Source organism: Streptomyces sp. NPDC039736 (genome assembly GCF_055596485.1).
This window is the reverse complement of sequence record NZ_JBVIUQ010000004.1, coordinates 372,648-389,498: the sequence shown is the minus strand read 5'-3', so window position 1 is coordinate 389,498 and position 16,851 is coordinate 372,648. Positions and strand designations below refer to the sequence as shown.

Below are 16,851 nucleotides of genomic sequence, written 5' to 3'. Positions count from 1 at the left end.
CCGGAGGCCGGCCCGTTACTTCTGGTCGTCCGGCCACACCCCGATGTGGTCCGACTCCAGCTCCAGCATCACCCGGTGCCGCATGTCCAGCGACTCCGTGTACTCCTGCGGGAGCTGCAGCCGCCCGGCCCGGTCCAGCATCGCGTACTCGCGTGCGACCACCGACTCCTGGCCGGTCGCGGCGTCCACCTCCGTGCGGCGCAGCACCTCGGTCGAGGTGCGGCCGTCGCGGATGGCGACGGTGCGCCGGACCTCGTCGGCCACCGTCTGGTCGTGGGTGACGATGACGACGGTGGTGCCCAGCTCCTCGTTCGCCCGCCGGAACGCGGCGAAGATCTGCTCGGCGGTCACCGAGTCCAGCTCGCCGGTCGGCTCGTCCGCGAGCAGTACGGACGGTTCGTTGGCCAGCGCCACCGCGATGGCCACCCGCTGCTGCTGGCCGCCCGACATCTGCGCGGGCCGTCGGTCGCGAAGTTCGGCGACCTCCATCATCGCCAGCAGGTGGTCCACCCGGGCGACGCGCTCCGCGTTCTTGCCGCGCCCCTTCAACTGCATGGGCAGCGCCACGTTCTGGGCCGCCGTCAGGTACGGCAGCAGGTTGCGGGCGGTCTGCTGCCAGATGAAGCCGACCACGTTGCGCCGGTAGTGCAGCCGCTCCTTGGCGCCCATCGCCAGCAGGTCGCAGCCCGCCACCTTCGCCGCGCCGGCCGTTGGCTCGTCCAGCCCGGCGAGGATGTTCATCAGCGTCGACTTGCCGCTGCCGGACGCGCCGACCAGGGCCATCAGGTCGCCCTCCTGGACCAGCAGATCGAGCCCCTGGAGGGCCTGCACCTCCACCCCGTCGGTGGTGAACACCCGCACCAGCCGGTCGCAGGCGATCAGCGCGTCATGCCCGAACGCGGGCTTCGCCCGCCGGGAGGCGGCCGCCCGCTCCAGATCCGCCAGGGTCGTCGCCGTACCGGACCCCGTGCCGGAGGCCGTACCGGAAGTCGCGCCGGTCATCGCATCGGTCATCGAGCGTCTCCTGCCCTGAGTTCTGTCGTCGTGGTGCGCCGCGTGGACCACCACGCCTGGAGGGCCGCCACACCCGTCGCGATGCCCACCACCGCCACGGCCGGCACCAGCAGCGACCAGCCGTCCGTGCGCAGCGGGGCCGCGGCGGTGCCCACCCAGTGCGTGTGCGTGGCCAGGGCCAGCGTGGCCAGGTCGATGCTCGGGGACAGCAGGGCGATCGCCGTCCAGCCCACCAGCGCCCCGCCGCAGGCCGCGAGCAGCGCCTGCGGCAGCGACTCGAAGACCAGCAGCCGTCTGCTCTGCCTGCGGGTCAGGCCCATCGTGCGCAACCGCGCCAGCAGCGCGCCGCGCTCCGGGGAACTCTGCAGCAGCGACAGCAGCACGGCCAGCACCGCGAAGCCCGCCCCGGCCGCGATCGCCGCCGTGTACACCTGCTCGGCACCCCGCTGCAACGGCGGGTCGCTGAGCTCGGCACGGGCCTCGGTGCGCAGTGCGACCACCGCGTCCCGGCCCGCCAGCGCCCGCAGCGCCTTCTTGTCCAGGCCGCTGCCCGTGATCATCAGGGTGGACGGCCTGAAGCCCGGGAGCGCCGCCTTGTCGATCACCAGGAACTCCCGCTCGTCCATGACGGGCGTCGCCGACAAGGTGCCGCCCAGGCGCGTCGTGAAGGAGCCGAGGACGACACTGCGCAGCGCCAGGTCCTTCTTCCCCGCCAGCCGCGCGGCCGTCTTCGGCGAGGCGAGCACGGGGAACACCCGGCCCCGCGGGGCCAGCGCCTCCGGGTCGAACTCGCCGATGCCGGTGTGACGGGACAGCTTCGCGTACGAGTCCGGGTCGACGGCGACCAGCGTGACGTCGGGCTGCCGGTCCTGGAGCGACAGGCGGTAGTCGACGCCGACCGGGCTGACGTCCCGCACCCCGGCCGTCCGCCGCACCTCGGCGACCGTCCCCGCGTCGAACGAGCCCACGTTGCGGCGCAGCATGGCGTCCGCGCCGACCGTCACCGTGGCGGCCCGGTCCCGCGAGTCCGACACCCCGGCCAGGACGGAACCGCCGAACGCGGCCGTGGACAGGGCGATCAGCAGGGCCAGCAGCGGCAGCGTCGCCGTGGCCGGGGCGCGCCCCGACCGGGCCGCCGCCAGGAACCCGACGGCCCCCCGGCGCCGGGCCGCCGGACGCGCCGCCAGCCGCAGGGGCAGCGGGTACAGCCGTACGAGGACGAAGGAGGCGATCACCGCGACGAGCACCGGAGCCGCACTGACCAGCCCGTCGGCGCCGCTCCCGGTGCCGCGGCGGCTCAGCGCGGCGATCGCGCCCGCCGTCAGGGCGACGAAGGTGAGCTCGACGACGGTGCGCCGCCGGGACGGCTTCGCCCGGACCAGGTCGGCGCGCTCCCCGTGGGTCCTGGGCCGCAGGTGGGCCACGGCGGCCCGGACCGGCAGTCCCGCCACCGCGGTCGCCGCGACGGCCGCCGCGGCCAGCACCGACGCCGTGGTGCGCGCGCCCGGCAGCAGCAGCCAGGCGGCCAGCCAGCCGACGGCCGCCGCGGGCACCGCCACCACGGCCAGCTCGGCGCACAGCCGCCCCGCCATGCCCCGCACCGAACCGCCGCGGGCCCGCAGCAGGGCCAGTTCGCCGTGGCGGCGGGCGGAGGCGAGCGCGCCCATCATGAGCAGGACGACCCCGGCGACCGTACCGATGCCGTATCCGGCGACGGCGGCGACCGGGTCGATGGTGGCGCGGCTGGCCAGATGACGGGCGACCAGGGTCTCCAGGTCGGTGGTGAGGACGGTCGTCACCCGGGCCCGCTCGCGCAGCAGGCTCTGCGCGGGGCCGCTCTCCAGGGAGGCGACCGCGCTGGTCAGCGGCCCGGCGTCCGGTGCGGTGAGGGCGTCCGTGCGGGGCGCGAGGTCCCAGAAGGGGGCCGGTTCGGTCCGTCCGGCGGGCAGGTCGGGCCCGGCCTCCAGCGGCAGCAGCACCTCGGCCGACCAGAAGTCGGTCTCGCCCGACATGTCGGCGGCCTTGACCACCGGGGTGTGCAGGCTCGGGCGGACGTCCCAGTACATGGACGCGGGGCGCAGCGGCTCGACGATGCCGGTGACGCGCACCGCCGTGTCGCCCCCGCCGCTCTTCTGGGCGAGATGCAGCACCGCGCCGACCTTGATGCGCAGGTCACGGGCGGTCGCCCGGGTGACCACGCCCTCCAGCGCCACCTCGGGGCCGTCCGCGGTGAAGTCGTCCCCGGTCCCGGCCCCGGCCCCGGACGGCGGGTGCACGGCGGCCCGTCCCTCGACCAGCCGGGAGTGCCGGGCCAGGTCCGAGCGCGTGGACAGGGCGAGTTCGGCCGGCGCCAGGCTGAGCCGGGGCAGCCACTTGTCCTGGCCGACCAGCGGCTGGTGGGCGCGGACCCCGTACGCGGAGTCGGCGAGGTCCGCCGTCAGCGGCGCCGGGAGCGTGCGCACGATCTCCTGGAGCGTGCCGCGGAGCTTCTCAGGCGTCCTGACCAGCCGGCCGTCCGGGACGGACGAGGGGTCGAGGGTGACCTGCACGGCCCGCTGCTCGGACGGCGCGGTGCCGAGGGCGTGACGCAGCCCGGCGTCCTGGTACCGGTCCACCGCCCGGGGATAGGCGGCCGCGAGGAAGGCCGTGACCAGGACCAGCACGCCCAGCGCGACGGCGGCGCCGGGCGCGGTGCGCAGCCGGGTGCGCACCCAGGGGGCGACAGCGCGGTGGCTCATCAGTTGCCGCCTCCTTGGAAGCGCAGGGTGGTGGCGGGGTCGCCGCGGCGCAGCGCGAGCAGCAGGACCACCAGCAGCGGTACGGCGACGACGCCCGCCAGCAGCACGGCGACCTGCCCGGCGGGCAGGTGCACCAGGACGTGGGGCAGCGGCTGGGTGGCCTGCCCGGTCAGCACGATCAGCGGGACCACCGCCCGGGTCAGCACGGCGCCCAGGGCCACGCCCACGACCAGCGCGACGCCGATCAGCAGGGACTGCTCGGCGGCGATCAGCCGGGCCAGTTGCCGCGGCGGCGTGCCGAGCGCCCGCAGCACGGCGAACTCCGCGGTCCGCTCCCGCAGCGAGCCCATCGCGCCGACCGCGAAGCCGACCGCGGCGAGCAGCGCCGCCACCACGGCCACCGCGAGGAGGGCCGCCTGGGGGCCCGCCCCGAGCGGGTCGTCCGCCAGCTCGCGCAGGGTCTCGTCCCGCACGACCACCTGGGAGGGGTCGAGGTCGGGGCGCTCGCGCAGCTCGGCGGCGGCCTGCGCGGCCCGGCCCGGTGCAGCGGCCAGCCACCATTCGTCGGGCTGCGGGGTCGTCGCCTGCTGCCGGGTCAGCTCCCGGTTGAGGGCGTTCAGGTCCAGCAGCAGGCCGCCGCCGTCGCGTTCGGCCTCCTTCGGGCTGCCGCCCGGCAGGGTGGCCGGGCCGGTGGTGGGCAGTTGCCGCAGGGTGCCGGCGACGCGGACGGTCAGGGTGGTGCCGGACAGGTCGAGGTCGATGTCGGAACCGGCCCTGGCGCCGGCCGACGCCAGGAAGGAGTCGGTGGCCAGGGCCCGCAGCGGGCCCGGCCGGGGGCCGGTCGCGCTGAGCCGCACGGTGGACACGGGGATCTGGGCGGAGAAGGCGTCCTCGGGCTTGTTCGCCCCGGTGTCGAAGGCGGCCCGCAGCAGCGAGGCGCCCGGCTCCCGGACGGCGACGCCGGCCTCGGCGTGGGGGTTGGCGCCCGCCGCGTCGTTCTCCGCCCCCACGGCGACCGAGGCGCCCGTCCAGTCCAGCCGGGCCGGCCGGGGCACGGCGGTGCCGTCCGCGGCCCGGACCGCCGTCAGGTCCAGGTCCAGGTACTCCGGCTTCCCGGCGGGCCTCGGGAGCGTCGCCTCCAGCCCCGTCACGTACAGGGGCCGGGGCGGGTCGCCCGCCGCGGCCAGGTCCGCGGTCAGCACGTGGGGGCGCGTGTCGGCGGTCAGCGCCCCGGCGGGCAGCCGGTGGGCGGTGCCGTACCGGTCCTCCACGACGACCTGGATCTCCGCCCGGGTCGTGGAGGCGGCGCCGGACGAGCGGCCGAGCGTCAGGTCCAGCCGGAACCGGTCGCCCGCGGGGACCGGGACGCCGTGGCGCTTCAGGTCGCTGCCGCGCAGGGCGGCGGTCAGCGTGCCGACGGCCGGGGCGCCGCCCTCGACGAGGTCCTCGCGCAGCAGCAGGCCCTCGTCGGCCTGCGCGGTGTCCAGCGCCAGCAGGGTCGCCGTCCGGTCGCCCGACAGCGGAACCGTGCGGCGCACGGCGGGCGCGGCCGAGGTCACCCCGGGGGTCTTCAGGTACGCGGCCCCCGCGCCCGAACCGGAGTCGGTGCTGCCGGTGATCCGGAGGGAGGCCCCGGCGCGGAAGTCCGCCTGGTCCTCCTGCGAACGGTTCCAGGACGCGCCCTGCCCGATGGCGAGCATGCCCATCGCGACGGCCAGCACCAGCAGCAGCACGGGCCCGGTCCCGCGCAGCGGCCGCCGGCTGAGCTGCCAGCCGGCCAGCGCCACGGGCAGCGCACGGCCGCTCGCCGCCCGTTTCTCCGCCAGTCGGGCCAGCGGCGGCAGCAGCCGCAGCGTCAGCACGGTTCCGGCCAGCAGGGCCAGCGCGGGCGCGGCGACCAGCAGCGGGTCCACGCCCAGTTCGCCGGTGCGGTCGCCGGACAGCGGTCCGGCGCCGGAGGTCTGCCGGTCCAGTTGCCAGTAGGCGACGGCCGCGATCACCAGCAGGGCCACGTCCGCGCCCGCCTTCATCGGCGCGGGCACCGAACGGCCCTTCTTCTCGCGGCCCGCGGCGAGCGCCGGGGCCACCACGGCGAGCGCGCACCCGACGCCCACCGCGATGCCGACGGCCCAGATCCCCGGCGTCGGGCCCGCCGCCTCCAGCGAGAGCCCGATCCGCCCGAGTGCGCCCTGCTCCGAGAGCAGCCGGGCCAGCGGGCCCGCCAGCAGCGGCGCGAGCACGGCGGCGGGCAGCGCGAGCAGCGCGGCCTCGATGGCGGACAGACCCACGACGCGCTGCCGGGAGCCGCCCCGCGCGATCAGCAGCGAGGTCTCGCCCGCCCGCTCGGCGCTCAGCAGCCGCGCGACGAGCAGCAGCGCGTAACCGGCCAGCAGCATCAGTTGCAGGGAGACGATCAGCAGCGTCGAACGCGACACCAGCAGGGCCCGCTGCGCCTGGTCCAGCACCTGGGGCAGCCCGTTGGCGACGGCCACCGCCCCCTTGAACGGCGCGGTGGCCTCGACGTACGCGGCGCCCCCGACGGCGGCCTCCCGCAGCGCGCCGATCCGCCGGGTGTCCACGGCGCGGAAGTCCGCGGTGACCATCCAGGCGACGCTGCCGAAGGACACGGTGGCCGAACGCAGCAGGGCGGGGTCGGCGAGCAGCGGCCCGTAGGCGGTGAAGGTGGCGCTGCGGATGCCGCGCCCGTTCAGCTCCTCCAGCTTCCAGTACGGGTCGGAGGGCTTCCGCGGCTCGTACAGGCCGGTGACGCGGATCTTCCGGGCGGGGCCCGAGAGGCGGTCGGTGAGGGTGACGACCGCGGGGCCCGGGGTGAGCTTCAGCACCTTGGCAGCGTTGTCGGGCAGCGCCACCTCGATGACGGTGCCGCTGTCCGCGCTCTTCGGCGCGGCCCCGGGCCAGGTCCCGGCGGTCAGCCGCACCCGGTCCCGGTCGAGCCCGGCGAACCTGGTGAGGCCGGGTTCGCCGCCCGGGGACGCGGCGGGGCCCAGGGTGCGCGGGAGCGCGTAACTCCCGGACTGGTTCAGGGCGTCGACGCGGGTCGGCAGTCCGTCGAAGGTGCGCCGCGCCGCCTCCCGCACCACCTCGTCGGCGTCGGCGCGCCGCGCTTCGGTGACGGCGCTGCTGGTGACGGTCAGCGCAGCCGCGGAGGCGTCGCGGGAGCCGAGCGAGCGGCGCAGTCCCGCGTCCCCGATGGAACCGGAGAAGGCGGTCAGCGCCGCCAGCACCGCGGTGGTCAGCAGGACCGCGAGCAGCGCCGCCGCGAGCAGCAGCCGGTGCGCGCGCACCCGCAGAAAGACAAACCCCGTCACCTGTCCCCCTGACCCGCCGCGTGGGAGGGCTCCGTGGAACCCTCCCGGGATGCTGTCAGAGGAACAGAGGGACGGAAACCGCTTGCCGTTCCGCCTTGACCTGATCGTGATCGTATTCCGGCGGCGGATCACCGCATGCCGGTCAACGGCGGGCGGATTCGTCCAACTCTGCGGTCACCCGGGGTGGTTCAGCCCTCCGTGTTGACCATGGAGGCGGCGGCGTACGTCATGTAGTTCCACAACTGCCGCTCGTGCTCCGCGGCCAGGCCCAGCTCGTCGACCGCGTCTCGCATGTGCCGCAGCCACGCGTCGTGCGCCGCCCGGTCCACCCGGAACGGCGCGTGCCGCATCCGCAGCCTCGGATGCCCGCGCTCGTCGCTGTACGTGCGGGGGCCGCCCCAGTACTGCATCAGGAACAGCCGGAAGCGCTCCTCGGCCGGACCGAGGTCCTCCTCCGGGTACATCGGCCGCAGCAACGGGTCCTCGGCGACGCCCCGGTAGAAGCGGTGCACCAGGCGACGGAAGGTCTCCTCCCCGCCGACCTGCTCGTAGAAGGTCTGCTCCTGAAGCGTTCCCCGCGGAATCTCGTTCACCTCTCCATCGTCTCAGACGCCCCGGCCGAGGACTCGGGTCCTAGGGCCCTCTCGCCAAGGGGGCGGTGCCCGCGCCACAGTGGGCACATGGGCGCAACAGCGGAGTCCGGCGGCTCCCACCCGTACGCCGACGAGCGGGCCGCCCTCGTCACCGAGATCGCCGCGGCCGGAGCACTGAAGGACCCGGCCTGGCGGGCCGCCTTCACCGACGTGCCCCGGCACCTGTTCGTGCCGTACTGGTTCCGCCCGGGGCCCGGCGGGTACGAACGCCTGTGGTCCGAGGACCCCGACCCGCGCCGCCGGGCCCGCTGGCTGCGCGGCGTCTACGCCGACGTCCCGCTCGCCACCCGGGTGCGCGACGGCGTCCTGCTCTCCTCCAGCAGCCAGCCCTCGCTGATGGCGCGGATGCTGGACGAACTGGAGGTGCGCGACGGCCACCGCGTCCTGGAGATCGGCGCCGGCACCGGCTACAACGCCGCCCTGCTCGCGCACCGCCTCGGCGAGGAGCAGGTCACCTCCGTCGACCTCGACCCGGAGACCGCGGACGCGGCCCGCTCGCACCTGCGCCGGGCCGGCTGGGCGCCGACGGTCGAGACCGGCGACGGCGCCCGGGGCTGCCCGCGGCGCGCCCCCTACGACCGGATCATGGCCACCTGCGCGGTGCCGTCGGTGCCCCCGGACTGGCTCAGCCAGTGCGTGCCGGGCGCGCGGATCCTGGCGCCGCTGTCGACGGGCCTGATCGCGCTGCGGGTGCGCGACGCGGGACACGCGGAGGGGCGCTTCCTGCCCACCCCCGCGTACTTCGTCCCGCTGCGCGGCGGACTCATGGCGCCGGCCCCGCGCTACACGGGAGGCCTGCCGCGCACGGCGCTCGACGACGACCTCTTCCGCTTCCTGCTCTCGCTGAGCACGAACAGCCTCGACCCGCACGAGGCGCTCGCCCTCTGGCACCTGGAGAGCCGCCCGCGGCGCGAGCGCTTCGGGGTCACGGTGACGCCGAGCGGCCAGTGGGCCTGGCTGGACGACGCGGCGGGCCCGTACGCGTGGCCGCTCCTGGGGTCCGGGGGCTGAGCCCCGGACCCCGGGGGCCTCAGCCCCGGTGGATGCGGATCGTCGTCCAGGCGCCGACGTGCACCCGGTCTCCGTCGTTCAGGGGGACGGGCACGTACGGCTGGATCGGGTCCTCGCCGCCGTTGATCGTCGTGCCGTTCGTCGAGTTCTGGTCGACGACCGCCCACGACCCGTCCGGCTGCTCCACCAGCACCGCGTGCTGGTGCGAGACGCCCGGGTCCTCCGGCGGCACCGCGAGGTCCACGTCCGGGGACTCGCCGGTGGAGTGCCGGCGCCGCCCGATGGTGATCTGGTTGCGGCCGCTGAGCTGGATCTGCTGCTCGGGCGAGTACGCGGGCAGGTTGAGGCCGCCCGCCTCCGGGCCGCTGCGCTGCATCATCGCCATGAAGTAGTCGCGGTCCGGGCTCACGGTGGCCGACCACTGCCCGCCGCCCTGCTGGCCCTGCTGCGGGTACCCGTAGCCGCCCTGCTGTTGCTGCTGCGACGGCGGCGGCAGCATCCAGTCCTCGTCACCGCCCCCGCCGTGCTGCTGGCCGTGGCCCTGCTGCCCGGGAGGCCCCTGCTGCTGGTACTCCTGCTGGTAGCCGCCCTGCTGGTACGGCTCGGCGGGGCGGTTCAGCTGCGAGGGCCGGGACCCCTGGTACTCGTACGGGTCGCGCCCCTGCTGTCCGTACCCCTGCTGCTGCATGTGCTGCTGCGGCGGCTGCGCGTACGTCGCCTGCTGGGTGAGGAAGTTCCACCGGCACTCCTCGCAGTACGGCGCCATCGGCTCGCGCGGCGTGCGGCACTGCGGGCAGAGCTCGGCCTGCGCGGTGGCGTCCGGGCCGTACCCCGGGTCGGGCTGTGGATATCCGTAACCGGGCGGCGGGGGCGGCGGCGCGGCGCCGGCCATGCGATGGCCGCAGACCTCGCACCAGTCGTCGGAACCCGACTGGTGTCCGTTCGGGCAGGTCGGCATGTCGGCGCTTCCCCCTCTCCTCGTCCGGCCCGCAGGCCGTACACAGTCTCGTGAAATCCGTGGATCCCTTGAGACAACTCGTGATCGAAAACGGTTGTACTGGATTTACTTCTTTACTCGGACGGTCTTCGTGGACCGGGTTTCGAGAGTCATCTCGTCCGCTTCCGCGACCTTCGCCTTCAGCCGCACAGTACCCGTCGCCTCGTCGACGACGTCCACCACCTTCGCAAGCAGTTTCGCAGTATCCGCGTTCCCCGAGGCCGCCGCGAGCTGCACCGCCCGTCCCAGTTTGGCCGTGGCGCCGTCGAAATCGCCCGATTTCCGGGCATCCAGCCCCTGTTGGATCGCCTGCGCGAGTTCCGCCTGACCCGTGTAGTGGGCGACCTGCGGATTGATCGAGGTGGAGGCCGCCATGTCGTCCGTCCACACCGCGCGCACCAGCCCCTGCGACAGGGTCGTCGGGGCGCCGCCCGCCGCGTCCGGGAGGATCAGCGAGACCCGCGCGGCCAGCATCTCCTGGCCCACACCGGCCTGCGGCACCGTCACGCACACGTGGTAGTCGCGCGACTCGTCGCCCCAGGAACCCGTCGGGTAGTCTCCGGCGCGGGGACCCGCCTCGCTCCTGCGGGAGGTCAGCTCCTCGACCGTCGGGGCGACCTGCTTGACGAACTTGATCTCCACGCCGACCGGGGTCCACAGCCGCAGGTTCACGTCCGCGACCTCCTTGCCCATCGCGTTCTCCATCATCCGCGTGAAGTCCGCGGCGAGCCCCGCCGGGTCCGCGACGATGTCCGCCGTGCCGAGGAGCGCGGAGGCGATGCCGGTGACCTCCTTCACCTCCCAGTCCGTCCCCACCCCGCGGGCGTCGCAGGTGAAACGGCCCGCGACGGCCTCCAGCGCGGCGGCCAGGTCCTGGGGCGACTCGTGCTCGTTGCGGCCGTCGGTCAGCAGGATGCCGTGCCGGATCGGGGCCTGCGAGGTGGCGAGGAGCCGGTCGGCCAGCCGCAGCCAGGTGCCGATCGCGGTGCCGCCGCCCGCGGTGAGCGAGCGCAGCGCCCCCTGGGCCTGGGCGCGGGTGGTCGCGTCGGCCACCGCCAGCCTGCCCTGCCCCGGGTAGACCTCCTTGGCCAGATGGGTGCCGCCGACCACCGCGAAGGCGGTCCCGTCGCGCAGCGCGTCGATCGCCGCGGCCGTGGCGTCCCGGGCGCCGCGCATCTTCGTCGGCGGGTAGTCCATCGAACCGGAACAGTCCACCATGATCACCACGGCCGCCGCGGGGTCGGCTCCGGGTATCGCGGAGGGCGCGCCGGACGCACCCGTCAGGGGTGCGCCGCCGCTGGTGCCGCCGCCGGTCGAGGTCACCGTGACGATCGCGTTGACCTCCCGGCCGCCCTCCGGCAGGAACTCGTTCTGGTACACGTCGACGGAGAACTGCGGCACGTTGGACTTGGCGAAATTGGCCATCGAATCGGCTCCTGGTGAGTCCTGCGGAGAGTGCGAACCTGCGGAATCCTGTGGGTGGGGGGCGAGGGGCGGCCGGCCCGGCGACGGGCGTCCGTGGGGGACGCCCGCCTACGCGTAGGCGGAGCCTGCCCCCTGCGACGGCATTGGGAACGGCACGACCGCCACTGTTACGTTGTCGTGGCCCCCGCCGTCGAGCGCGTGCCCGACCAGCACCTGCGCGCTGTGCAGCGGCCGGGTCCCGGCGTCGGGGGGGACCGCCCGCGCCATCTCGTGCGCGGACTCCGCGTAGTTCCACAGCCCGTCCGTGCAGACGACGACCACTCCCGGCCGGTCCGGCTTGAACGAGGCGGTGTGCGGATCGATCTCGTACGCGTCCGCGCCCAGCCAGCCGGTGATCGCGTGCGCCCGGTCGTCGGCGTACGCCTCGGCCTCGCCCATCAGACCCGCCGCCACCATCTGCGCCGCCCACGAGTCGTCCTCGGTGAGCCGGGACGGCGGGGCGGAGCGGTCGTCGGGCACCCAGTACACCCGGCTGTCGCCGATCCAGCCGACGACCAGCAGGCCGCCGGCGACGATCGCGGAGACCAGGGTGCAGGCGGGCGCGTTCTGGTGGCGGTGGGGATCGTGCTCCATGGGCTGCGCCTGCTGCGCGGCGAGCGTGTTGACCGCCTCGGCGGCCGCCAGGATCGCCTCGTGCAGGGCCTGCTGGGGGTGCGTGCCGCGGGGCAGCGCCGCCCGGAGCGAGGCGTCGGCTGCGGCCGCTGCGGCGGCGGACGCCTCGTCGGGGCGGGTCGCGGAGGACACCCCGTCGCAGACCACGGCGATCGTGGCGGTCGAGCCGTCCGCGAGCGCCGCCTCCGAGACCGCGAATGCGTCCTCGTTGCGGTGGTGGCGCAGCCCCCGGTCGCTGACCGCGGCGACCGTGCCCAGCTCGTACTCCTGGTGGTCGCGCTCGCGGGGCTGGGCGTGGCCGCAGTTCTCGCAGTAGCCGTCGGTGTCGATGCGCCCGGCCCGGCAGGCCACGCACACCTTCTGGGCGGCGGCGGGCGCGGGGGCGGGCAGGGGGTAGTCGTCGCCGGCCGGCCGGTCCGGCTGCTCCACGACGGGCATGTCCGCGGTCTCCTCGCCGCCGTCGTCGTCCGGCACGCCGGAGCCCTGCGGGTGCCCGGAGCCCTGCCCGTGTCCGGGGCCCTGCGGGTCTGCGGCGGCCTGCGGGTGCCCGGGGCCCTGCGGGCCTGCGGCGCCCCGCGGGTGCCCCGGGCCGAAGTCCGGTGCGGAGGCGTCCCGGGTCGGCGGATGCGCGGGCTGCCCGGCGCCCGCGTACGCCCCGGCGGCCGGCTCCGTGCCCGCGGGGCGGTCCGTGCCGCCGCCGTCGGCCCCGCGCCCCGGCGCCGGGGACCCGGGCCCGTACGGTCCCGGGTCGTGGCTCCCGACGGCCACCGTCGGCCGGTCGGCCGGGGGTTCCGGCACCGCCGTCAGGTCGTACCCGCACTCCTCGCAGAACGAGTCGCCCGCTTCCAGCGGCTCCTCGCAGCGGGGGCAGGCCGACAACTGGTGCGTCTGCGACATCATCACACCCAAGTCCGGGGGCGGAGGCGGTTGGCCCGCTCCACCAGGTCGATCCTCTCGTCGCCGCGCTGCGCGAGCCGTGCGAGCACCCGGTACGAGCGTTCCAGCCCGAAACGCAGGCCCCGTTCGTCCAGCGGGCTGCCGAGCAGCGCGGTCTGCACGGGGCGGGCCCCGTGCCCACCGGAGAGTACCCAGTCCAGCGCCGTACCCAGCACCTCGGTGGCCAGCTGTTCCCGCCGCACGGCGTCCAGGCCGAACCCCTGGAGGGCCTCCACCTGCGCCGCCGATGCCAGCAGGTCGTCGATCAACGGCTCGTGCGCGGCGCGCCGCCGCAGCCTCGCCCGGACGGCCGCCACCCGGGCCGCCGTGTAGTGGATCGACGCCTCGGGCACCGACTCCAGCGTCCGCACGGCCCCGGTCCGGTCGCCCGCCGCGAGCTGCACCCGGGCCAGGCCGAAGGCGGCGCTCACGAAGGAGGGGTCCGTCGTCCACACCAGGCGGTAGTACTCGGCGGCGTTGTCCAGTTGGCCCAGCACCTCCGCGCACACCGCGAGCGCCAGCTTCGGCGCGGCCTCGCCGGGGAACGCGTCGTAGACCGCGTCGAAGGACAGGGCGGCCGTCTCGTTGTCGCCGGCCGCGAGGGCGGCGACGCCCCGGTACCAGACCACCCGCCAGTCGTCCGGGTAGGCGGCCTCCAGGTCGGCCAGGGTCTGCGCGGCGGTGGGCGCGTCGCCCATCTCCAGGCGGGCCCGCAGCTCGCGCAGCCGCCGCTCCACCGAGTCGCCCGGCGCCTGCTGGAGCGCCGTGAGCAGCTCGGCCGGGGCGGAGGCCATCAGACCCGCCAGGAACCCGGCGTTGGGGTCGTTCGGGTCCACCCGGGGCACCGGCAGGGCCAGCGCGGTGGTGGCGGAGTGCAGGGACACCAGGTACGAGGGCGCGTTCTCCGGCGCGACGGAACCGGCCGCGCCGGCCGCGACCGGGGCGGCGCCGGGCGGGGCCTGCGGCGCGGGCGGCGCGCCGGGGGCCTGCGGCGGCAGGGGGAGCGCGCCCTGCGTGGGGGCGTACGCGGCGGCCTGCGCCGGGAGCGGCGCGCCCGGCCGGCCGGCCGGGGCGCTCTGCGGGGCGGAGGGGGCGGGCGGCGCGCCCTGCTGCGCCGGGACCGGCGCGGGGGCCCCCTGCCGCCGTGCCGCGCCCCGCCCGGTCCGGCGCGGCGCGGGCAGCGACCGTACGCCCAACTGCGAGACGGAACCCGTCAGTTCCGCGAACAGTCCGGTGTCCGTGACCCGCAGCTCCGGGCCGAACAGCGTGGACAGCGACGGCCGCGGCCTGCCCGTCTGGAGCGCCACGACCTCCCGCAGCACCCCGGTCAACTGGTCGGCCATCTCCGAAGCGGAGGCGAACCGGCGGGCCGGGTCGGGGTCGGTGGCCCGTACGAGCAGGCGGTAGAAGGACTCGTACTGGTGGAAGACCGGAATGTTGTCCGGGTCCGGGAGGCAGTCCACGAAGACGTTCGTGTAGCCCTGGAAGTCGAAGGTGAGGACGGCGAGCGTGCGCGCCACCGTGTACAGGTCCGAGGCGACCGAGGGGCCGAGCTCGGCGACCTCGGGGGCCTGGTAGCCGACCGTGCCGTAGATCGCGGACTCGTCGTCGTCCATGCGGCGCACCGCGCCCATGTCGATCAGCTTGAGCTGGTCCTGCTGCTGGATCGCGTTGTCGACCTTGAAGTCGCAGTAGAGCAGGTTGCGGCTGTGCAGGTGGCCCAGGGCCTCCAGCGCCTCGATGCCGTACGCGCAGGCCTGCTCGACCGGCAGCGGGTCGCGCTTGCCGCCGGCGTCGCGGCGCTCGTTGGCGATCTCCTTGAGCGACTTGCCGCCCACGTACTCCATGACGATGTAGCCGTCGAGGGAGCCGGTGCGGGTGTCCAGGTGCTCCACGAAGTTGTAGATGCGCACGATGTTGGAGTGCTCGATCTCGGCGAGGAAGCGGCGCTCGGAGATCGCGGCGGCCATCGCGTCCTGGTCGCCGGTGTCCAGGAGGCCCTTGAGGACCACCCAGCGGTCCGAGACCGCCTTGTCGACGGCGAGGTAGACCCAGCCCAGGCCGCCGTGCGCCAGGCAGCCCACGACCTCGTACTGGCCGTGCACCACGTCACCGGCGTTCAGCTTCGGCACGAAGGAGTACGGGTTGCCGCACTTGGTGCAGAAGCCCTCGGTGCGGCCCGTCCTGGCGCCGCGCGAACGGCCCACCGGCGCACCGCACTCCGAGCGCGAGCAGAACCGCTTGCGCTCCGGCACCTCCGGATTGTCCATGATCGCCGTGCGGGGGTCGGGGCGCGGCACCTCGGGCACGCTGACCAGGCCCGCGCCGAGCCGGCTGCGGCCGGAGGCGGCGGTCGACTTCCCCGAGGAGCGCACGGACACCGAGCGGGACGCCGTCGAGCCGGTGAGCGCGCGCGAGAGCCTGCCGGACACCGAGCGGCGGGAGGTCGACGAGCGCGACGAGCGGGACGCCTGCGAGGAGGCGCGCGACCCGGACTGCGCCGAGCCGCTGCCCGAGCCCCGGGACGACGCCCTGCCGCCGCCGGTGACGCCGGTGGCGGTCGGGGCGATCATCCCGTTCGGCGACACCACGGGGGCCAGCCCGCAGGTGTCGCAGTACAGCTCGCCGCCGCCCATGTCCTCGTAGGCGCCCCCGCAGCCGGGGCGCTGGCAGGTCGTACTCATCGGTTTCCCCCGTCGGTGCGGTCGTTGGGCTCGTACGTGGCAGCCGGGGCGGGGCCGGTCGCGGAACGCGCGGCGGGCCCGGCCGGGCCGGGCGCGAGGACGTCCCGCGCCGTCTCCTGGTAGCGCAGCACCGCCTGCTCGGCGACCCGCAGGTCGCAGGGCGCGCTCCACAGCATCCGGCGGGCCGCGTCGTAGCGCTCGACGAGCTGCGGGTCCTCGGCCATGCCGTGCCGGGCCACCTTCGCCCGGTACGCGTCCAGCCTGCCGCGCAGCTCGGCGCGGACCGCCAGCGGGGCGGTCACGGCCGTCAACGACTCGCGGGCGCGCAGCAGTTCGTTCTCGGCGTCCCGCTCCAGCGATTCCAGCAGCGGCGACAGCCGGTGCCACTGGGCGCGCCTGCGGTACTCGGCGGCCGTCGCCAGGAGCTCCTGCAGGGCGGTCGGCGGGCCGCTCACCGCGGGCACCTCGGAGGCGGCGATCTTCGCGAGCACCTCGCCGCGCGCGGACCGCGCCTCGGCGAGGGTGCGGTCCGCCCGCGAGAGCACGTCCCGCAGCCGTACGAGACGCTGCTCGGCGTCCTGCCGTACGGTCAGCACCGCGTCGACCTCCCGGCGCACGTCCTCCAGGGCGCGCGCCGCACGGTCGTAGCGGTCGGTGTCGGGGCGGCCGCCGCCGGGCGCCGAACTGCCGGGCGCGGGGCGCCAGAAGGCCAGCGGGTCCGACACCACCTGGGCGCGCAGCGCCGCCAGCTCCCGGGTGATCGACTCCAGGTCGTCGCCCGCCGGGTGCTCCCCGGGACGCACCCCCACCGAGTGCGCCAGCGAACGCGTGCGGTGCAGCTCGGCCGCCAGCAGGTCTATCCGGGCCGGCAGCGCCGACCACACCGCGTCGGCCGCCACCACCATGTCCAGGGACGCGGCGTACAGCTCGTTCATCCGGGCGACCAGATCGGCGAGCGAGAACTGCTCGGACAGCTTCGCCGGGCCGTTGACCGACGGCGGGGCGCCGTGCGCGTGCGCGCCGCCGGAGACGGTGACGCCCGTGCCGGTGAGGACGTCGGTCAGCTCCACCAGGTCCTCGCGGCTCGGCCAGCGCCGCCGCGCCCGTACGTCACGGGCGTGGGCGAGCGCCGCCGCGTACGCGTCGAAGTACGTCCACAGCAGTGCGATCGACTGCTCGGCGGACGCCCACCGGTCCTTGGTGACCCCGGTCAGCTCCGCGCCCTCCAGCAGGCGCCGGCCCGCATGGTCCTGGAGGGCGAGCAGTGACGTCTCGATCGCCTCGTGCTCGGCGCCGAGCCGCGCCAGCGCGCGGTCGGCCAGGTCCCGGTCGAACACCGGGCCCCGGGCGCTGCCCGCCGGGCCGGGGGACGATCCCGCGACGCCCATCGAT

The 16,851-nt window shown here is 75.6% G+C and carries 10 protein-coding genes; 1 reads left to right on the top strand and 9 read right to left on the bottom strand.

Annotated elements, in window-relative coordinates; all coding sequences use genetic code 11:
- Positions 1–15: 15 nt before the first annotated feature.
- From ACZ56L_RS14985 to ACZ56L_RS14970, 4 genes are all read right to left on the bottom strand, one after another.
- Positions 16–1,014, bottom strand: coding sequence for an ABC transporter ATP-binding protein (locus tag ACZ56L_RS14985; protein WP_401761287.1), 999 nt, complete (start codon positions 1,012–1,014; stop codon positions 16–18).
- Complete coding sequence (locus ACZ56L_RS14980; RefSeq protein WP_471064273.1) at positions 1,011–3,752, bottom strand: FtsX-like permease family protein; 2,742 nt, start codon at positions 3,750–3,752, stop codon at positions 1,011–1,013. Before ACZ56L_RS14980 ends, ACZ56L_RS14985 begins: the two co-directional genes overlap by 4 nt.
- Complete coding sequence (locus ACZ56L_RS14975; protein WP_471064271.1) at positions 3,752–7,081, bottom strand: FtsX-like permease family protein; 3,330 nt, start codon at positions 7,079–7,081, stop codon at positions 3,752–3,754. Before ACZ56L_RS14975 ends, ACZ56L_RS14980 begins: the two co-directional genes overlap by 1 nt.
- 188 nt (positions 7,082–7,269) lie before the next feature.
- Positions 7,270–7,674: a globin gene (locus tag ACZ56L_RS14970; protein WP_345222882.1), complete on the bottom strand. Its 405-nt coding sequence runs from the start codon at positions 7,672–7,674 to the stop codon at positions 7,270–7,272.
- Between the two features lie 87 nt (positions 7,675–7,761).
- On the opposite strand from ACZ56L_RS14970, the gene ACZ56L_RS14965 reads away from it, so the two are divergent.
- On the top strand, positions 7,762–8,745 hold the full coding sequence (locus ACZ56L_RS14965; protein WP_471064269.1) for a methyltransferase domain-containing protein: 984 nt from the start codon (positions 7,762–7,764) through the stop codon (positions 8,743–8,745).
- Between the two features lie 19 nt (positions 8,746–8,764).
- On the opposite strand, the gene ACZ56L_RS14960 is transcribed toward ACZ56L_RS14965, so the two are convergent.
- The 5 genes from ACZ56L_RS14960 to ACZ56L_RS14940 form a co-directional block, all read right to left on the bottom strand.
- The gene (locus ACZ56L_RS14960; RefSeq protein WP_345222885.1) at positions 8,765–9,703 is read right to left on the bottom strand and encodes an FHA domain-containing protein; all 939 of its coding nucleotides are present in this window, start codon (positions 9,701–9,703) and stop codon (positions 8,765–8,767) included.
- Between the two features lie 105 nt (positions 9,704–9,808).
- A complete protein-coding gene (locus tag ACZ56L_RS14955; RefSeq protein ID WP_345222886.1) occupies positions 9,809–11,167 on the bottom strand; it encodes a vWA domain-containing protein in 1,359 nt (452 codons plus the stop codon).
- 108 nt (positions 11,168–11,275) lie between these two features.
- Positions 11,276–12,736 (bottom strand): protein phosphatase 2C domain-containing protein, encoded by a 1,461-nt coding sequence (locus tag ACZ56L_RS14950; protein WP_471064267.1) that lies wholly within the window; start codon positions 12,734–12,736, stop codon positions 11,276–11,278.
- A 2-nt stretch (positions 12,737–12,738) separates the two neighbouring features.
- Entirely contained in the window at positions 12,739–15,459 is a 2,721-nt protein-coding gene (locus ACZ56L_RS14945) for a serine/threonine-protein kinase (RefSeq protein WP_471064265.1), read from the bottom strand.
- A complete protein-coding gene (locus ACZ56L_RS14940; RefSeq protein ID WP_401761300.1) occupies positions 15,456–16,847 on the bottom strand; it encodes a coiled-coil domain-containing protein in 1,392 nt (463 codons plus the stop codon). Before ACZ56L_RS14940 ends, ACZ56L_RS14945 begins: the two co-directional genes overlap by 4 nt.
- Positions 16,848–16,851: the final 4 nt, after the last annotated feature.